At 68.3% G+C, this 17,558-nt stretch carries 13 protein-coding genes; 9 read left to right on the top strand and 4 right to left on the bottom strand.

The genetic code is table 11. From position 1 onward, the window contains the following. The first annotated feature begins 274 nt into the window (after nucleotides 1-274). On the top strand, nucleotides 275-841 hold the full coding sequence (locus AC2YHJ_RS00710) for an HdeD family acid-resistance protein (RefSeq protein ID WP_487393379.1): 567 nt from the start codon (nucleotides 275-277) through the stop codon (nucleotides 839-841). Here AC2YHJ_RS00710 and AC2YHJ_RS00705 read toward each other — a convergent pair. Together AC2YHJ_RS00705 and AC2YHJ_RS00700 are read right to left on the bottom strand one after the other, a co-directional pair. Then, complete coding sequence (locus tag AC2YHJ_RS00705) at nucleotides 825-1,280, bottom strand: DUF3429 domain-containing protein (protein ID WP_487393378.1); 456 nt, start codon at nucleotides 1,278-1,280, stop codon at nucleotides 825-827. The genes AC2YHJ_RS00710 and AC2YHJ_RS00705 overlap by 17 nt on opposite strands. A 124-nt stretch (nucleotides 1,281-1,404) precedes the next feature. Continuing rightward, on the bottom strand, nucleotides 1,405-2,016 hold the full coding sequence (locus AC2YHJ_RS00700; protein WP_487393377.1) for a hypothetical protein: 612 nt from the start codon (nucleotides 2,014-2,016) through the stop codon (nucleotides 1,405-1,407). A gap of 175 nt (nucleotides 2,017-2,191) precedes the next feature. Between AC2YHJ_RS00700 and AC2YHJ_RS00695 the strand changes: the two genes are divergently transcribed. The 6 genes from AC2YHJ_RS00695 (at nucleotide 2,192) to AC2YHJ_RS00670 (ending at nucleotide 9,140) form a co-directional block, all read left to right on the top strand. Further along, nucleotides 2,192-3,388, top strand: coding sequence for a M20 aminoacylase family protein (locus AC2YHJ_RS00695; RefSeq protein ID WP_487393376.1), 1,197 nt, complete (start codon nucleotides 2,192-2,194; stop codon nucleotides 3,386-3,388). Between the two features lie 142 nt (nucleotides 3,389-3,530). Beyond that, nucleotides 3,531-5,324: a peptide ABC transporter substrate-binding protein gene (locus AC2YHJ_RS00690; RefSeq protein WP_487393375.1), complete on the top strand. Its 1,794-nt coding sequence runs from the start codon at nucleotides 3,531-3,533 to the stop codon at nucleotides 5,322-5,324. Between the two features lie 10 nt (nucleotides 5,325-5,334). Next, nucleotides 5,335-6,294, top strand: a complete 960-nt coding sequence (locus tag AC2YHJ_RS00685) for an ABC transporter permease (RefSeq protein WP_487393374.1) — start codon at nucleotides 5,335-5,337, stop codon at nucleotides 6,292-6,294. Further along, nucleotides 6,260-7,186 carry an ABC transporter permease gene (locus tag AC2YHJ_RS00680; protein WP_487393373.1) on the top strand — a complete coding sequence of 309 codons (927 nt, stop codon included), beginning with the start codon at nucleotides 6,260-6,262 and terminating at the stop codon, nucleotides 7,184-7,186. The genes AC2YHJ_RS00685 and AC2YHJ_RS00680 overlap by 35 nt, the downstream gene beginning before the upstream one ends. Beyond that, nucleotides 7,183-8,169, top strand: coding sequence for an ABC transporter ATP-binding protein (locus tag AC2YHJ_RS00675; RefSeq protein WP_487393372.1), 987 nt, complete (start codon nucleotides 7,183-7,185; stop codon nucleotides 8,167-8,169). Before AC2YHJ_RS00680 ends, AC2YHJ_RS00675 begins: the two co-directional genes overlap by 4 nt. Further along, nucleotides 8,166-9,140, top strand: coding sequence for an ABC transporter ATP-binding protein (locus tag AC2YHJ_RS00670; protein ID WP_487393371.1), 975 nt, complete (start codon nucleotides 8,166-8,168; stop codon nucleotides 9,138-9,140). The genes AC2YHJ_RS00675 and AC2YHJ_RS00670 overlap by 4 nt, the downstream gene beginning before the upstream one ends. Before the next feature lie 147 nt (nucleotides 9,141-9,287). Here the strand turns inward: AC2YHJ_RS00670 and AC2YHJ_RS00665 are convergent, their stop codons facing one another. Together AC2YHJ_RS00665 and AC2YHJ_RS00660 are read right to left on the bottom strand one after the other, a co-directional pair. After that, entirely contained in the window at nucleotides 9,288-10,502 is a 1,215-nt protein-coding gene (locus AC2YHJ_RS00665; RefSeq protein ID WP_487393370.1) for an MFS transporter, read from the bottom strand. Then, the gene (locus tag AC2YHJ_RS00660; protein ID WP_487393369.1) at nucleotides 10,499-11,899 is read right to left on the bottom strand and encodes a M20/M25/M40 family metallo-hydrolase; all 1,401 of its coding nucleotides are present in this window, start codon (nucleotides 11,897-11,899) and stop codon (nucleotides 10,499-10,501) included. Before AC2YHJ_RS00660 ends, AC2YHJ_RS00665 begins: the two co-directional genes overlap by 4 nt. A gap of 128 nt (nucleotides 11,900-12,027) precedes the next feature. Here AC2YHJ_RS00660 and AC2YHJ_RS00655 point away from each other — a divergent pair, with 128 nt between their 5' ends. Then, nucleotides 12,028-13,452: an amidase gene (locus tag AC2YHJ_RS00655; protein WP_487393368.1), complete on the top strand. Its 1,425-nt coding sequence runs from the start codon at nucleotides 12,028-12,030 to the stop codon at nucleotides 13,450-13,452. A gap of 407 nt (nucleotides 13,453-13,859) precedes the next feature. Continuing rightward, nucleotides 13,860-17,555 carry a hypothetical protein gene (locus AC2YHJ_RS00650; protein ID WP_487393367.1) on the top strand — a complete coding sequence of 1,232 codons (3,696 nt, stop codon included), beginning with the start codon at nucleotides 13,860-13,862 and terminating at the stop codon, nucleotides 17,553-17,555. The last annotated feature ends 3 nt before the right edge of the window (nucleotides 17,556-17,558 follow it).

Below are 17,558 nucleotides of genomic sequence, written 5' to 3'. Positions count from 1 at the left end.
GCGGCGCCGGCCCCGATCGACACGATGCCACAGTGTCAAAAGCAGCATTCGTGCCAGAGTCTATTATCTGTTTATTTTCAACCGCTTAATGGCATAAAACCAGATGAATGCGCATTCGAAACTATAAGGTGTAAGCCAGCGCGACGCGTCAGGATCACGCCTTCGCATGCTTCCGGATGGCCACGTCCTGCCTGCGTGAAGCGACATGCGCATGCGTTGGCGATGCCGGGGGAAAGGCCGTATCCTTCCTGACGCCCCAGGTGGAACACGAACGATGACAGATGGCGGTCCCGGCCTTCCGGGCCATACCCAGGTGACCATCCTCCGCGCCATGGCGCGGCACTGGTGGGCCTTCGCGCTGCGCGGCGCGGCCGCCATCATCTTCGGTATCCTGACCTTCATGAACCCCGGCCTCAGCATCTTCGTGCTGCTGGCCTTCCTCGCCGCCTGGATGGCGGTCGAAGGCGGGACGACGATCTGGCAGGCGATCGCCGGCAAGGGGCCGCATGGCGCCTGGACCTGGATCGACGGGCTGCTGTCGCTGGCGGCCGCGGCCGCCCTGCTGCTCGCACCGGGGATGTCGGTCTTCGTCCTGGTGCTGGTGGCCGGCGGCTTCGCGGTGGCCGTGGGCGTCGCGCGCATCGTGCTCGCCTTCCGGGTGTCGGATGTGCTGCTCGGCGTGCTCGGCGCCGTCACCGTGCTGTTCGGCGCCATCCTGCTGTCCCGGCCCGGCGAAGGGCTGATCGCCATCGCCTGGATCATCGCCATCGAGGCGATCGTGATGGGCGTCGTGCTGGTGGCGCTCGGCCTGCGGCTGAAGCGGCTCAACCAGCCGGGTTGACGAGCAGGACCACCGCGGCGGCCGCGTGCAGCGCGGCCATGGCGTGGGACAATGGGCGGCGCAGCGCGAGCCACCAGGCCGGCGCAACGCCGTCGCCCACCAACCGCCGGTCGGTCGGCGGCAGCAGGGCGTACAGCAGTGCCAGGGCGGCGAAGCCGGTGATCGGCGGCGCCAGCACCGCCAGCCAGGCGGTCAGGCCCGGCAGTATCGACAGCAGCATGTAGCGCGACAGCGCCCCGGGCGCCGCCCGCGCGGCGGCGAGCCCCCACCAGGCGCCGCCGACGAAGCTCGCGACCACTGCGCCGTAGACGAGGCCGACAGCGGCGGCGAGACCCAGCGCCGCCGGCCAGGCCAGCATGACCACCAAGGCCGCGACGCTCGGCAACAGGCCGGCAAGGCCGAGCCACAACGCCTGGCGCGGTATGGTCGATTCGCTCATGCAGATGCTCCCTGCGTTCATCTGCGCGAGCGAATCGGGGCCTGCCAAGCGGATATCATTCCGCCCGCCGCTTCCGCTGCCGCCACCACCGGAACGGTAGGGCGGCACCGGTGGGCCGGCCGGATCACGCGCGGATCCAGGTCTCCGAGAAGGCGAGCATGGCGGTCGAGATGCGCTGCCCGGCGATATCGCGCGGGATCGGCGCGCCCGGCCGCACCCGCCCGTTCACCGTGACGCTCGCCTTGTCGCAGCCGACGAACAGGGTCGGCATGTGATGCTTGCCGGTCGCCGAGTTCGCCGGGCTCAGCGCGAAGCAGAACGGCGTGCCGAGGCCCGACCAGGTCAGCGCCACGGTGGTGTCCCCCGCGCGCACCGTCTCGCTGTAGGAAGTGATGGCGTCGCCGCTGGTCCTGACGCTGTCGAGCCTGCGGTATTGCAGCCCCTTCAGCCCCGCCAGCCCGCGCCACGCCCCGAAATGGGAGACGTATTCGGCCACCAGCCAACGCGCCAGCGGTTCATTGTCCGTGTAGCAGACATTGATGCGATCAGCCGGCGGCGCCTCCTCACCCGGGGAGAGCATCAGCACCAGCGCATGCCCCCGCCCATGCGGCGACAGCATGACGCGGAAGAAGGATGCGAGGGTGGTGAAGGGGCCGGACGGGCCCTCCTTCAGCGAAATGCCGGGGTTCTCGCCCGTCCACTCGACGGTGCCGGGGAACAGCTGGGTATCGGCCATGGAGCCTGCCTCGATTCTGGAAAGGCCGGGAGCGTGCGCCGGCATGCGATGCGCGGCAACCGGGGCGGGCCGGCTGGCGGGGGCTTTGCCGCGACCCGTTTGGCGCCCAGATTGGCCGTGGCATCGCGCGCCGTCGCGGCGCGACGCCCCTATCGCCGAGGAAAGGACCACCGTCATGACCAACCCCGTGATCGATGGCGTGACCGCCTGGCTGCCCGAACTCGCCGCCATCCGCCAGGACATCCACGCGCATCCCGAGCTCGGCATGGAGGAGACGCGCACCGCCGCGCTGGTGGCGAAGGAATTGCGCGCACTCGGCATCGAGGTCACGGAAGGCGTGGGCAAGCTCGGCGTGGTCGGCACCATCCGCGGCACGCGGCCGGGCCAGCGGGTGATCGGCCTGCGCGCCGACATGGACGCGCTGCAGATCACCGAGCAGACCGGCGCGCCCTATGCGTCGCGCAATACGGGCGTGATGCATGCCTGCGGCCATGACGGGCACACCACCATGCTGCTGGGCGCGGCGCGCTGGCTGGCGCAGCACCGCGACTTCGCCGGCACGGTGCACCTGATCTTCCAGCCCGCCGAGGAAGGCCGCGGCGGCGCCAAGGCCATGATCGAGGACGGGCTGTTCGACCGCTTCCCCTGTGATGCGGTCTATGGCCTGCACAACGCCCCGACGATCCCGGCCGGCGTCTTCGGCATCCGTCCCGGGCCGGCGCTCGCGGCGTCGGACCGCTTCATGGTGACCTTCCGCGGCACGGGCGGGCATGGCGGTTCGTCGCCGCACCTCGCCACCGACGTGACGGTGGTGCAGGCGCATTTCGTGCTCGCGCTGCAGACCATCATCGGGCGCAACGTTCCGGCGATCGAAGCCGCGGTGCTGTCGGTCGGGTCGATCCAGGGCGGATCGCCGGTGTCGCCCAATGTCATGCCGGCGGAGATCACCATCACCGGCACGGCACGCAGTTACCTGCCCGCGGTGCGCGACGTGCTGGAGAAGCGCATCGTCGAATTGGCGAACGGCCTCGCCGCGTCCTATGGCTGCACGGCCGAGGCGATCTATCGCCGCGGCGTCTCGGCGCTGGTGAATCATGAGGAACAGACCGAGGTAGCGCGCCAGGCCGCGCGCGGGCTGGTCGCCGATGCCGCCGTCACCACCATCCCGCCGATCACAGGGGCCGAGGATTTCGCGCTGATGCTGGAAGCGCGCCCCGGCGCCTTCATGTTCCTCGGCGCCGGCACCGGCCCCAATGGCACCTCGCCGGAGGTGCACACGCCGCTTTACGACTTCAACGACGCGATCATTCCGCTCGGCGTCGCCTACTGGGTAAGCGTGGTGGAGCAGGAAATGGGCAGGGCCGGCGCTTAGCCCGAAATCGCTCCCAAAAATCCCATAGTGACATCGCCAGCCATCATGTAGCGTTTTTGCGGCTTCAATGAACGCGACGGCGCCGGGCCCCAGGGAGGACCGGCGAACCGCCGTGACGACACCGTCTGGGAGAGTTGGAACGATGGAAGACGATCTGCGCCAAATGATCGGCCGCGTGCAGCGCGGCACGCTCTCGCGGCGAGGCTTCGTGAAACGCATGGCGGCGCTCGGCATCACCGCGCCGATGGCCACGCAGCTCCTCGCGATCACCGGCGCCGCGCCGGCGGCGGCGCAGTCGGTGCCGGCCTATCGCCCGACCCGGCGCGGCGGCGGCGGTCCGCTGAAGGTCCTTTACTGGCAGGCCGCGACGCTGCTGAACCCGCATTTCGGTTCCGGCACGACCAACCAGGATGCCAGCCGCGTCTTCTATGAACCGCTTGCCGGCTGGGCGACGGATGGCACGCTGCACCCCATCCTCGCCGCCGAGGTCCCGTCCATCGAGAATCGCGGACTGGCCGAGGATGGGCGCTCGGTCACATGGAAGCTGAAGCGCGGCGTGAAATGGCACGACGGGCAGGACTTCTCGGCCGACGACGTCGTGTTCAACTGGGAGTACGCGAAGAACCCGGCGGTCGCCGCCGTCACCTCGGGCTCGTATCGCGACGTCAATGTCGTCAAGGTGGACGACTACACCGTGCGGGTGGAATTCACCCAGCCCACGCCCTTCTGGGCCGATGCCTTCGTCGCGGCGGTGGGCGGGATCATCCCGAAGCACCTGTACAAGGACTTTGCCGGGTCGAATGCGCGCGACGCGCCGACCAACCTGCGCCCGGTGGGCACCAGCGCCTACAAGTTCGTCTCCTTCGCGCCGGGCGACAACCTGCGCGCGGAAGCGAACCCGAACTACCACATGCCCAACCGCCCCCATTTCGACACGCTGGAGATCAAGGGCGGCGGTGATGCGGTGTCCGCCGCGCGCGCCGTGCTGCAGACCGGCGACTACGACTATGCCTGGAACATGCAGGTCGAGGACGAGATCCTGAAGCGGCTGGAAGCCGCCGGCCGTGGCAAGGTGAACATCGTTGAAGGCGGCAGCATCGAGTTCGTGCAGCTCAACGTCACCGACCCGCATACCGAGGTGGATGGCGAACGCTCCTCGATCCGCACCCAGCATCCGGCCTTCCGCGACCCCGCGGTGCGCCAGGCGATGGCGCTGCTGATCGACCGCAACGCGCTCGAACAGTTCATCTACGGCCGCGGCGGTCCGGCCACCGCGAACTTCCTGAACAACCCGCCGCGCTTCCGGTCCGAGAACATGCGCTGGGAGTTCAGCATCCAGAAGGCGAATGAGGTGCTCGACGCCGCCGGCTGGGCGCGCGGGCGCGACGGCATCCGCGCGAAGGACGGCGTGCGGCTGAAATTCATCTACCAGACCTCGGTCAATGCGCCGCGCCAGCGCACCCAGGCGATCTACAAGCAGGCGGCGCAGCGCGCGGGCATCGAGCTCGAGCTGAAGTCGGTGACCGCCTCGGTGTTCTTCTCCTCGGATGTCGCGAACCCCGACACCTACACGAAGTTCTACGCCGACGTGCAGATGTACACGACGACGATGCCGCAGGCCGACCCTGAACGGTTCATGAACCAGTACGTGTCGTGGGAGATCTCCTCCAAGGCCAACAACTGGCAGGGCCGCAACATCGTCCGCTGGCGCAGCGAGGAGTACGACCGCATCTTCCGCGAGTCGCAGTCGGAACTCGACCCGGTAAAGCGCGCGGCGCTGTTCATCCGCATGAACGACATGGTGGTGGGCAGCAACCACATCATCCCGCTGGTGCGGCGCCCGACCGTCAGCGCCAGCCTGAACAACCTGCGCCCGGTGCTGAGCGCCTGGGACAGCACCCTCTGGCTTCTGAGCGACTGGTGGCGCGAGACCTGACCGTCCTCGCGTGACCCAGTACCTGCTTCGTCGCCTGCTGATCGCGATCCCGAGCCTGCTCGGGATCAGCGTCATCCTGTTCACCATCCTCGCACTCGCGCCCGGCGATCCGTTCGAGGAACTGGCGACCAACCCGGCCATCCCGCCCGATGTGCGCGCGAACCTGCGCGCCAGCCTCGGCATGGATGACCCGGTGCACGAACGTTACTTCCACTGGCTGTTCGCCATGCTGCGCGGGGAATGGGGCTTTTCCTTCGTCAGCCGCATCCCGGTGGACCAGCTGATCCTGCAGCGCCTGCCGACCACCATCGCGGTGATCGGATCCTCGCAGATCCTGGCGCTTTGCATCGCATTGCCGGTCGGCGTCTTCGCGGCGACGCGGCCCTATTCGGTGTTCGACCAGATCGCCAACACGCTGGCCTTCATCGGCTTCTCGTTGCCCACCTTCTTCACCGGGCTGCTGATGATCCTGCTGTTCTCCATCACGCTCGACTGGCTGCCCTTCGTCTATCGCACGAACCTCGACGCGACGGGGTGGCGCTGGTGGTGGGAACAGTTCCGGCAATCGATCATGCCGATCATGGTGCTCGGCCTGTTCCAGGGCGCAGCCTGGACGCGTTACGTCCGTTCGGCCGTGCTCGACGTGATCCGGCTGGACCATGTGACGACGGCGCGCGCCAAGGGGCTGCCGGAACGGCGCATCACCATCCGCCATGTCGTGCGCAACGCCATGATCCCGGTGGTGACGCTCGTCGCGCTGCAGATGCCCGCCGTCTTCGGCGGCGCCATCGTGACCGAGCAGATCTTCCGGGTGCCCGGCATCGGATCCCTGCTGATCAGCGCGATCCTTGCCAACGATACGCCGGTGATCATGGCGGTGACCTTCGTGATCTCAGGCCTGGTCATCTTCTTCAACCTGGTGGCGGACATCCTCTATGGCTGGCTCGATCCCCGTATCAGCTACCGCTAGCCCCGCCGCCCGGCCGCATGTCGGCCCGTGGCAGGAGGCCTGGCGCCGCTTCCGCAAACACCGCCTGGCGGTGGCCAGCGCCGTGGTTCTGGGCACGCTGATCCTCGCCGTGCTGTTCGGGCCGCTGCTGTGGCACGTGGCGATCGACGAGATCGACTTCACGGCGCGGCTGCAGGGCCCGTCCTGGGACCACCCGCTCGGCACCGACGACCTCGGGCAGGACCTGCTGGCGCGCATCCTCTATGGCGGGCGCATCTCGCTCGCGGTCGGCTTCACCGCCATGATGGTTGCGGTCAGCCTCGGCGTCTTCGTCGGCAGCACCGCCGGCATGGCGGGTGGGAAGCTCGACGCCGCGCTGATGTGGGTGACCGACCTCTTCCTGTCCCTGCCGCAGCTCCCGCTGCTGCTGCTGATCATCTACCTGTTCCGCGAGGCGCTGACCGGCGTGGTGGGCCTGGAGATGGGCGTCTTCATCCTGGTCGTCACGGTGATCGGCTGCTTCAACTGGATGCCGGTGGCCCGGCTGGTGCGTGCGCAGTTCTTCTCGCTGCGGGAAAAGGAATTCGTCGAAGCCGCACGCGCCCTGGGCGCGTCCCGCATGCGGCTGATCGTGCGGCACATCCTGCCCAATGCGCTCGGCCCGGTGATCGTGGCCGCGACCATCGACGTCGCCGCGGCCATCCTCGCGGAAAGCACGCTGTCCTTCCTTGGCCTCGGCTTCCCGCCGGATATCCCGACCTGGGGACGGCTGCTGTTCGACGCCAAGGACAACCTCGACTTCGCACCGCATTGGGCGCTGTTCCCGGGCATGGCAATCTTCCTGACGGTCGTGTCCATCAACTTCATTGGCGATGGCCTCCGCGACGCCCTGGACCCGAGGCGCGTGCAGTGACGCGACTGCTTGAGATCAGCGGCCTCAGGGTCCATTTCCGTACCGATGATGGCTGGGTCCGCGCGGTGGACGGCGTCGATATCGGCGTCGATCGCGGCGAGACGGTGTCCATCGTCGGCGAATCCGGCTGCGGCAAGACCGTCACCGCCAAGACGGTGCTGAAGCTGATCGACATGCCGCCCGGCAAGATCGTCGCCGGCAGCATCCATTGGCAGGGTCGCGACCTGGTGCCCGCCAGTGCCGCGGAGATGCGGGCGATCCGCGCCAAGGAGATCGGCTTCATCTTCCAGGAGCCGATGACCTCGCTGAACCCGGTCTATACCGTGGGCGAGCAGATCGCCGAGACGGTACGCCAGCATGAGGGTCTGTCGCGCCGCGCCGCGATGGATCGCGCGGCGGAGATGCTGGCGCTGGTGCAGATCCCAAACGCCCGCGGCCGCGTGCAGGACTACCCGCACCAATTCTCGGGCGGCATGCGCCAGCGCGTGATGATCGCGATGGCGCTGTCCTGCAATCCGAAGCTGGTGATCGCGGATGAGCCGACCACGGCGCTCGACGTCACCATCCAGGCGCAGATCCTCGACCTGCTGAACGAGATGAAGCAGCGGCTCGGCATGGCCGTGCTGCTGATCACCCACGCCATGGGCGTGGTGGCGGAGACCGCGCAGCGCGTCATCGTCATGTATGCCGGCAAGGTGGTGGAGGAAGCCCCGGTCGGCGCACTCTTCGCCACGCCGCGGCATCCCTACACGCAGGGGCTGATCCGCTCGATCCCGCGCCTCGATCTCGCGGCGAAGGAGCATCACCGGCTGGAGGCGATCCCGGGCACCGTGCCCTCGCTGCTCAATCCGCCGATCGGCTGCCGCTTCGCCGCACGCTGCCGCTTCGCGTCCGATGCGTGCCGCGCGGCCGAACCGCCGCTGCGGGAGGTGGCGCCGGGCCACAAGGTCGCCTGCATCCTGGCCGAGAGCATCGCCGCATGACCGAACCGCTGCTGCGCGTGCAGGACCTGGTGAAGCGCTTCGCGGTGAAGGGCGGCGTCCTGCGCCGCACGGTCGCGGAGGTGCATGCGGTCTCCGGCGTCACCTTCGACCTCGCGCCGGGGGAAACGCTCGGCCTCGTCGGTGAATCCGGCTGCGGCAAGTCCACCACGGGGCGGCTGATCCTGCGGCTGATCGAGCCGACCTCGGGCCAGGTGTATTTCGACGGGCAGGACATCACCGGCCTGTCGGAACAGCAGATGACCGCGCTCAGGCGCGACATGCAGATCATCTTCCAGGACCCCTTCGCCTCGCTGAACCCGCGCATGACGGTGCGCGACATCGTGGCCGAGGCGCTGATCATCCATCGCCTGGCGAAGACGGCACAGGAACGGGAGGAGCGCGTCGTCGAGCTGCTGGAGACGGTCGGGCTGAACGCCGACCACATGCGCCGCTTCCCGCATGAATTCAGCGGCGGGCAGCGCCAGCGCATCGGCATCGCGCGCGCGCTCGCGGTCTCGCCGAAACTCGTGATCTGCGACGAACCGGTCTCGGCGCTGGACGTGTCGATCCAGGCGCAGGTGGTGAACCTGCTGGAAGACCTTCAGGAAAAGTTCGGCCTGACCTTCCTGTTCATCGCCCATGACCTGTCGGTGGTGGAACATATCTCCGACCGTGTCGCGGTGATGTATCTCGGGCGGATCGTGGAGATCGCCTCCTCGCGCGAGCTCTACACCACGCCGCTGCATCCCTATACCGAGGCGCTGCTCTCGGCCGTGCCGATCCCGGACCCGACGATCAGGCGCGAACGCATCCGCCTGCAGGGCGATGTGCCGAGCCCGCTGAACCCGCCATCGGGCTGCCATTTCCACACGCGCTGCCCGATCGCCGATACTGGCCTGTGCCGGGAGGTCGCGCCCCCGCTGCGGGAGACGCGGCCCGGCCACTTCGTGGCTTGCCACAAGCGCGGCTGAAGCGGGCATCCAACGCTCGGATCGTGGCTGCGCCGCGATCCGGGAGCGCACGGCGCGACCGCGCCCAAACCGCCCCCCGCCCCCGGCACACCAGTGCAGGGCGCGCAGGCAAGCGGCCCGGATGGGCCGCGCCCGCCGTTTGAGGGCTCAGCGTACAGGTTTCCGCAGCGCCCAGAAGAACAGCGCGCCGAGGGCATAGGCTGCCATCGACAGCCAGAAGGCCAGCCGATAGGTCCCGGTCAGGTCGTAGAGCAGCCCCGCCGCCCAGGCCCCGATGCCGGCCCCGAGCCCCGACCCCACGGTGATGACGCCGAGGATGGTGCCAAGTCGCGGCCCGCCGAACAGGTCGGCCGTCTTGGCCGTGATCGCCGGGCCGCGTGCGCCCCAGGTGATGCCGAAGAAGCAGGCATGGATCCACAGCATCACATGCTGGTCGCCCGAATGGATCAGCAGCGCGGCACCCGACCCGATGATGGAGATGACGTAGGCGATGATCGCCGCCTTCTCCCGCCCGATCACGTCGGAGATGCTGCCCGTGACGATCACGCCCGGCAGCGCCAGCAGCGCCCCGGTCCCGAGCACGAAGGCGGCGTAGAGCGGGTCGAACCCCTGCCCCACCGCGAAGGCGATCTGGTGCAGAGAAACGAGGAACGATCCGATGCTGGTCAGCGCATAGACCAGGAACAGCAGCCAGAAATGCCGCGTGCGCATCGCCGCCGCCAACGTCCAGTCGCGCGACGGCGCGCTGGGTGCCGCGACGCCGGGCGCCGCCGGAGTCGGCAGTGCGGATTCGGCGCGGCGGAACATCAGCGCGAGCGGCAGCACGAGCACCGCCATCGCGCCGGCCTGCATCCAATAGGCACCGCGCCAGCCATGCGCATCGACCAGCAACTGCGCCACCGGGGCGGAAACCGCCCGCCCGAAGCCGTTCGCCGACTGCAGGACGGAGATGGCAAGCCCGCGCTGCGCGACGAACAGGCGCGAGACCAGCGGCACGAAGACCACCATGCCGATGCAGCCCGCCCCGAAGGTCATCACCACGCCATAGAGGAACACCATCTGCCACAGCGCGGTTGTCATCGCGCTACCGACCAGGCCGATGGTCAGCAGGCAGCCGCCCAGCAACACCATGCGCATCGCGCCCAGCCGGTCCACCAGGCCGCCAACGATCGGCGACGACACGCCGCCCACGATCTGCCCCACGGAATAGGCGAGGCTCGCCTCCGCGCGGGACCAGGCGAAATCCGCGATGAAGGCCAGCAGGAACACGGTGTAGGCGTGCATCAGGCTGGCGCTGACCGTGAAGGCGAGGAAGCCTCCGGCGACGATCAGCCAGGCTTGCCGCGACGGACGCGCGCTCACCGGCGCGGCGCCGAGCCGGCCCCGATATCCCACCAGATGCCCGCCATCAGGCCGAGGCCCTCGCGCAGCAGCGGTGCGAGCGCGTGCTCGTCCGGCCCGTGCTGGTTGCAGCCGGCGTAGGAATTCGGCACCCAGATCACCGGCACGCCGAGTTCCTCGGCGAAGATGTTGGACGGGTTCGATCCCGAGGAATTCGGGATGACGTTGGGCGCGCGGTTCGCCGTGCGCGCCATGGAACCGGCGACCATGCCCACCCAGGGATCGGCCGGATCGGTGCGCGATGCGCCGAACATGTCGCGTTCCATCACCGGCACGACCTGCACCGTCGGGAAACCCTCGGCGTCGAGATGGGCGCGCAGCGCGGGGATGATGTCCTCGCCACGCACATCGGCGGTGTGGCGCACCTGCAGACGCGCGCGCGCTTCCCCCTGCACGGCATTGGTCGGCGCGTCCGGGTGGCCGGTGATCTGCGCGAGCATGATCACGGAGGTCCAGGCGAAGATCTTCTCGGACTTGGTCAGGCCCGGCTCGCCCCAATCGGGGTCGGCCTCGGGCAGGCCGGGGATGTCCTCGAAGACGATCTCGCGGGTCGCGCGCAGCACGCTTTCGGGCACGTGTTCCGGCAGCCAGCCCTTCACCCGGATGCGGCCCTGCGGCGTGACGATGGTCGCCAGCGCATGGGCCAGGATGAAGCCGGGGTCGGGCAGCACGCCGCCCCAATGGCCGGAATGATGCGCATGGTCACGCAGCCGCACGACGAGATCGAAGGCCACGCCGCCGCGCGCGCCGAGCTTGATCTCCGGCATGAAGGTGGTCTGGCGTGGGCCGTCCAGCCCGATGAAAGCATCCGCGTTCAGCAGGTCGCATTCGCGTCGCATCAGCGCGCGCAGGCCGGGCGAGCCGACTTCCTCGCCGGTCTCGACGAAGACCTTGGCGTTGAAGCCGAGGCTGCCACGCTCCGCGATGACGGCGCGCAGCGCCTCGATGGCGATCAGGTGCTGGCCCTTGTTGTCCACCGTGCCGCGCCCGTACCAGAGATCGCCGTCCTCGGTGACCGCCCAGGGATCGCGCCCATCGGTCCACTTGCCGGCAAGGCCGCGCACCACGTCGCCGTGGCCGTAGATCAGCACGGTGGGCAGCGTGGGATCCTCGATCCGGCTGGCAAGCATCACCGGACCGCGGCCCGCATTCGGGTTCTCCAGCAACCGCGTCTCGAAGCCCATGCCGTCCATCACGCCGGGCAGCACCTCGGCGCAGTAGCGATGCAGGTCGGGGAGGCGGTCGGGCATCTGGCTTTCGGTCGGCACCGCCACAAGCCGTCGCAGATGCGCGAGGTAGGTGCCGTCGTCATACAGCCCCTGCGCGCGCGCGATCGCGCCTTCCCGTGTGCCGCTCATGTCCGATGCTCCCGCTGTGCCGATCCAGCGTCGCATCGTGGGGCGAAGGGCGGAAGCCCACGGCCGGGGTTACGGCCATGCGGTGGCGCGATAGGCTCCACGCGATTCACGCAGGATAAGGACACGCCATGCAGAACCTTCCGCCCGAACCCTGGCGCTGGGACGCCGTGGACATGGCGCGCGCGATCCGCCTGCGCGGGATCTCGGCGCGGGAGGCAACGCAATCCGTGCTGGCCCGCTGCGCCGAGGTGAACCCCAGCATCAACGCGGTGGTCGAGGTGCTGGCGGAGGAAGCGCTCGCCGCCGCAGATGCTGCCGACGCGGCGCTGGCGCGTGGCGAGGCCTGTGGCCCGCTGCATGGCGTGCCGGTCACGACCAAGATCAACGTCGATCAGAAGGGTGTCGCCACCAGCAATGGCTGCGTGCCGCTGCGCAGCCTGGTGGCGAAGGAGGATAGCGCCGTCGCCGGCAACCTCCGCCGCGCCGGCGCCATCCTGTTCGGCCGCACCAACACGCCGGCGCTGTCGATGCGCTGGTTCACCGAGAACGACCTGCACGGCCGCACTCTCAATCCCTGGAGCGCGGCGCATACGCCCGGTGGGTCCTCGGGTGGCGCGGCGGCGGCGGTCGCAGCGGGGATCGGGCCGATCGCGCATGGCAACGACCTCGGCGGGTCGGTGCGCTACCCGGCCTTCGCCTGCGGCGTGGCGGGCATCCGCCCATCCTTCGGGCGCATCCCCGCCTACAATCCGACCGCGACGGCGGAGCGGCCGATCTCCGCGCAACTGATGTCCGCGCAGGGTCCGCTGGCGCGCAGCGTGCGCGACCTGCGCCTGGCACTGTCCGTGATGGCCGAGGGTGATGCGCGCGACCCCTGGTGGATGCCCGCACCGCTGCAAGGCCCGCCGCCATCGCGCCCGATCCGCGTCGCGCTGTGTCCCGACCCGATGGGCGGCGGCGTGCATCCGGCGGTACGGGAAGCTGTGGAGCGTGCGGGTCGCATCCTCGCTGCCGCAGGCTATGCGGTGGAACAGGCCGCGCCGCCCGACTTCCCCGGCACGGTGGCTGATTGGGAGGCCTTCAGCCGCACCGAGGGCCGCATCGCGCTCGCCGAGGGCTTCGCGAAACTTGGCGACGAGGGCGCGCAGCAGACCTTCGCGGCGATGATGACGCGCGCGCCGGAACTCGACCTCGCGGCCTGGGCGGCGACGGCAGCGCGCCGCACCGCGCGCCAGCGCGCCTGGGGTGCGTTCCTAGCGCAGTATCCGATCCTGCTGCTGCCGGTTTCGCTGGAGCCGCCATTTCCGCAAGGCCTCGACCTCGCGGGGACGCAGGCCTTCGACAGCGTCTTCCGTGCCCAGGCGCCGATGCTCGCCGCGCCGCTGCTCGGCATTCCCGGCGTGTCGGTACCGACGGGCCTCGCGGACGGGCTGCCGATGGGCGTGCAGGTGATGGCCGCGCGCTGGCGGGAGGATTTGGCGCTCGATGCGGCGGAGGTGATCGAGGCGGCCTGCCCGATGGGCACGCCGATCGCACCGCGGGGCGCGGCATGAACGCCTGACAGAGCGGAAAGACGGCGGACCTGGTTGCGATCCGACCCACGGCCGGGTTGCTCCTCTGCCAGGCTGGCAGGGGAGCAGGATCATGTTCTGGCGCTTCAGGGATCGGCACCGGGTCGCCCCCGCTCTGCGACCGATGCATCCAAATCTTACCTTGGCGCCATCTCCCCCGGTGCGACCGTTACCTTCCAGCCCGATCATGGGGAGCGCGCCCGGCTCGAACAGTCAAAGAGCGCCGCGCGCCGACCGAACCGGTGTCCGGCTCGTTCCCAGGATGCAATTCGGGCTTCGGTGAGAATGAAATCATTGTGAGGTTCGCTCAATTTCGTTAAGGTTTAGCAACAAAACATGAAGTCGGATGCTTCTGGGTAGTCCGGCATACGGTGATGGGGAGGGTAGTCATGGCTGGCCCGCAATCCGTCTCTCTCACCGGCAACACCAGCATCGACGGCCTGCTGACCGGGTTCAAATGGGACACTAGCGCCCTCACCTACTCCTTTCCCGGCAGTGGCTGGTGGTACGTCCTTGAGCAGGTGAGTGACGAACTTGATGTCTTCACCGTGGTCACGGCGATCGGCGATTGGCTGAGCGATCCGGTCGGTGAACTGATCGACACCCTGACGGATGCCTTCCTCGGTCCCTACGCGGACACGGCGATCGTCGCCCTGGTTTCCCTCAACGGCTTCGACGAATTCAACATCGCACAGCAGCAGGCGGCGGAGTTCTCCATCCGGAACGCCATGGCGTTCACGAATCTCACCTTCACCAAGGTGGACGAAGGCGATTTCACCGTTGACCTTGACCCGATCTTCGACGGCGATGGCCTCGACTTCGGGTTCACACACGGCGTCATCCGCTTCGCGGAGACGGACAGCACCTCCGCCCCCGCCTTCGGCGTACCTCCCCTGCCGCGGGTGGAGAACCTGATCGGCAACGGGTTCCTGGGTGATGCCTGGTTCGATGAAGACGGGACGTTCGGCGCGCCAACGCTCGGCGACTACGCCTTCTCCACCATCATGCACGAGTTCGGCCACACACTTGGCCTGAAGCACGGCCACGAGAGCGGCCTGTTCGGCACCAACATCCCGGAATGGCTGGCCGAGGCCATGACCGATGTGAACGGTCCGGTGCTGCCGGCCAATGTGAACTCGCTCGAGTTCACGGTCATGACCTACCGGTCCGCCATCAACGGCCCGGATCAGCTGCTGAACGTCGATGCCTTCGGCTACCCGCAGACCTTCATGATGCTCGACATCGCGGCGCTGCAGCACATGTACGGCGCCAACTTCAACACCAATGCGACCGACACGACCTATAGCTGGGACCCAGCCACGGGCAGGATGACGGTCAATGGCGTAGCCGGGATGCGGCCGGGCGGTGAGACCCCCGCCGACCCGGTCGCGTCGAACCGCGTCTTCCTGACCATATGGGACGGCTTCGGCACCGACACCTACGACCTGTCCAACTACACGACCGGCGTGAATGTCGATCTCGAACCGGGCAAGTGGACCATCACGGCCACCAACCAGCGCGCGGATCTCGGCGCTGACACCATGGGCAATGACTATGACGCCCAGGGCAACGTCTACAACGCGCTGCTCTACAACAACGACACGCGTTCCCTGATCGAGAACGCCAATGGCGGCACCGGCAGCGACACGATGAGCGGCAATGTCGTGGCGAACCTGCTGCGCGGCAATGCCGGCAACGACCGCATCCTCGGCCTGTTCGGGCAGGACACGCTGGAAGGTGGCGGCGACAACGACACGCTGGACGGCGGTGGCGACAACGACACGCTGATCGGCGCCGATGGCCATGATTCACTGGTGGGCGGCGATGGCGCCGACAGCATCGATGCGGGGGCCGGGAACGACACCGCCCTGGGCGGCACCGGTCCGGATACGATCGATGCCGGCGAAGGCAATGACAGCGTCGATGGCGGCAATCTGAACGACCTGCTGCTCGGCCAGGGCGGCAACGACACCATCGCCGCCGCCGACGGCGACGACACGGTGGAGGCCGGCACCGGCAACGACAGCGTGCTGGCGGGCAGTGGCTGGGATTCCGTCACCGGCGGCGACGGCCATGACACCATCGATGGCGGCGACGGGCACAACACCATCAGCGGCGGGATCGGCGACGACCTGATCACCGCGGGCGGCGGCAATGACGTCCTGAGCGGCGACAGCGGCTTCGACACGCTTGTCGGCGATGGCGGCTACGACACGATCAGCGGCGGGGACAATGCGGATTCGATCGATGGCGGCGACAGCGAGGACCTGCTGATCGCAGGCTCCGGTTCGGATACCGTGCTCGGCGGTGGCGGCAATGACAGCATCCTCGGTGAGGATGGTTCCGATTCGATCGACGGCGGCAGCGGGCAGGATACGGTCGATGGCGCTGGTGGCAATGACACCGTCCTTGGTGGTTCCGGCGCAGACTCGGTCGTCACCGGCGCAGGCTTCGACGTCGTGCTCGGCGGCTCCGAGGATGATTTCATCGACGCGGGCCTGGATGACGACACGGTCGATGGCGGTGACGGCAACGACACCATCATCGCGGCGGCCGGCGCCGACAGCCTCGCTGGCGGCCTCGGTGCCGACAGCATCGATGCGGGCCTCGATGGCGACACGGTCGATGGCGGCGACGGCAACGATACCATCATCGCAGCGGCCGGCGCTGACAGCCTCCTGGGCGGCCTCGGTGCCGACGGCATCGATGCGGGCCTCGACGGCGACACGGTCGATGGCGGCGACGGCAACGATACCATCCTCGGCGCGGCCGGCGCGGACCGCCTGCTCGGCGGCGCGGATGCCGACAGCATCGACGCCGGCACCGAGAACGATGTCGTCTCCGGCGGCGAAGGCAACGACACGTTGCTCGGCGGCGGTGGCGAAGACACCGTCGATGGCGATGGCGGCAACGATCTCATCTACGGCGGCGACGGCGCGGACCTGCTGAGGGGCGGCCTCGGTAACGACGAGATCTACGGCCAGGCCGGCAATGACAGCCTGTTCGGAAGCGAGGGCAACGACACGCTCGCCGGCGGCAGCGGGGCGGATACCGTGGACGGCGGCGACGGCATTGACATGGCTTCCTACATCGATGCCACCGGGCCGGTCACGATCAACATGCAGGACTGGTCGCAGACGACCGGCGATGCCGCGGGCGATGTGCTGATCTCGATCGAACAGTTCGGACTGTCGAATTTCGACGACCTGTATATCGGCCGGAACGACCCGCTGATTCCAGACGTCGTCTTTGGTCGCGACGGCAACGACACGCTGCTCGGCTTCGCGGGCAATGACAGCCTCTATGGGGAAGGCGGGAACGATTCCATCGTCGGCAGCACGGGTGCCGACCTGATGGATGGCGGGAGCGGAACCGACACGACGAACTTCCTGGAATCGGGCATCGGCATCGTCGTGGACCTGGTCAATCCGCTGCGGAACACCGGCATCGCCACGGGGGACCAGATCATCAGCATCGAAGTGTTCCACATGACGATCCAGAACGACGAGTTCGTCGGCCTGGCCGCCAACGAGACGATCTACGGCTACCACGGAAATGACAGCGTCTACGGCAATGACGGCAACGACATGGCTTTCGGCGGGGAACAGCACGACCTGCTGGTGGGCGGTGCGGGCCATGACACCCTGCTCGGCGAGGCCGGCAACGACACGGTGATTGGCGGCGAGGGCAATGACAGCCTGATCGGCGGCCTCGACATCGATGACCTGCGGGGGGGCGCGGGCAACGACACGCTGCGCGGCGGCGCGGCCAATGACCGCATCACCGGCGATGCGGGCAATGACTGGATCTGGGGCGATGCGGGCAACGACAATATCGTCTTTGCCTCGATCGGCTGGGGCAAGGATGTGGTCACCGGCTTCGAGGACAAGAAGGATCGGATCGAGTTCCTCGACCTGCCGGGCGGGCCCGGGGTCCATTCGATGAACGACCTGCTGGTCTTCGAGCAGGTTGGCGCCAGCGGCTTCGAGACCGTCATCCAGCGGGCCGGCGGCGGCCCGGACGAGATCGTCCTGGTGGGCATCCGTGCCCAGCAAATCAGCCACCAGGACTTCGTGTTCCACTGAGCC

The organism is Roseomonas sp. SRI_022, assembly GCF_057586215.1.
Note: the sequence above shows the minus strand (reverse complement) of the source record. Positions and strands in the feature narration are given on the sequence as shown.

What these genes read in the sequence shown, in the direction of transcription:
- AC2YHJ_RS00680 (WP_487393373.1), top strand. Translation starts at nt 6,260, where the DNA reads ATGGCTGGCTCGATCCCCGTATCAGCTACCGCTAGCCCCGCCGCCCGG.
- AC2YHJ_RS00650 (WP_487393367.1), top strand. Translation starts at nt 13,860, where the DNA reads ATGGCTGGCCCGCAATCCGTCTCTCTCACCGGCAACACCAGCATCGAC.
- AC2YHJ_RS00705 (WP_487393378.1), bottom strand. Translation starts at nt 1,280, where the DNA reads ATGAGCGAATCGACCATACCGCGCCAGGCGTTGTGGCTCGGCCTTGCC.
- AC2YHJ_RS00700 (WP_487393377.1), bottom strand. Translation starts at nt 2,016, where the DNA reads ATGGCCGATACCCAGCTGTTCCCCGGCACCGTCGAGTGGACGGGCGAG.
- AC2YHJ_RS00670 (WP_487393371.1), top strand. Translation starts at nt 8,166, where the DNA reads ATGACCGAACCGCTGCTGCGCGTGCAGGACCTGGTGAAGCGCTTCGCG.
- AC2YHJ_RS00655 (WP_487393368.1), top strand. Translation starts at nt 12,028, where the DNA reads ATGCAGAACCTTCCGCCCGAACCCTGGCGCTGGGACGCCGTGGACATG.
- AC2YHJ_RS00690 (WP_487393375.1), top strand. Translation starts at nt 3,531, where the DNA reads ATGGAAGACGATCTGCGCCAAATGATCGGCCGCGTGCAGCGCGGCACG.
- AC2YHJ_RS00660 (WP_487393369.1), bottom strand. Translation starts at nt 11,899, where the DNA reads ATGAGCGGCACACGGGAAGGCGCGATCGCGCGCGCGCAGGGGCTGTAT.
- AC2YHJ_RS00710 (WP_487393379.1), top strand. Translation starts at nt 275, where the DNA reads ATGACAGATGGCGGTCCCGGCCTTCCGGGCCATACCCAGGTGACCATC.
- AC2YHJ_RS00695 (WP_487393376.1), top strand. Translation starts at nt 2,192, where the DNA reads ATGACCAACCCCGTGATCGATGGCGTGACCGCCTGGCTGCCCGAACTC.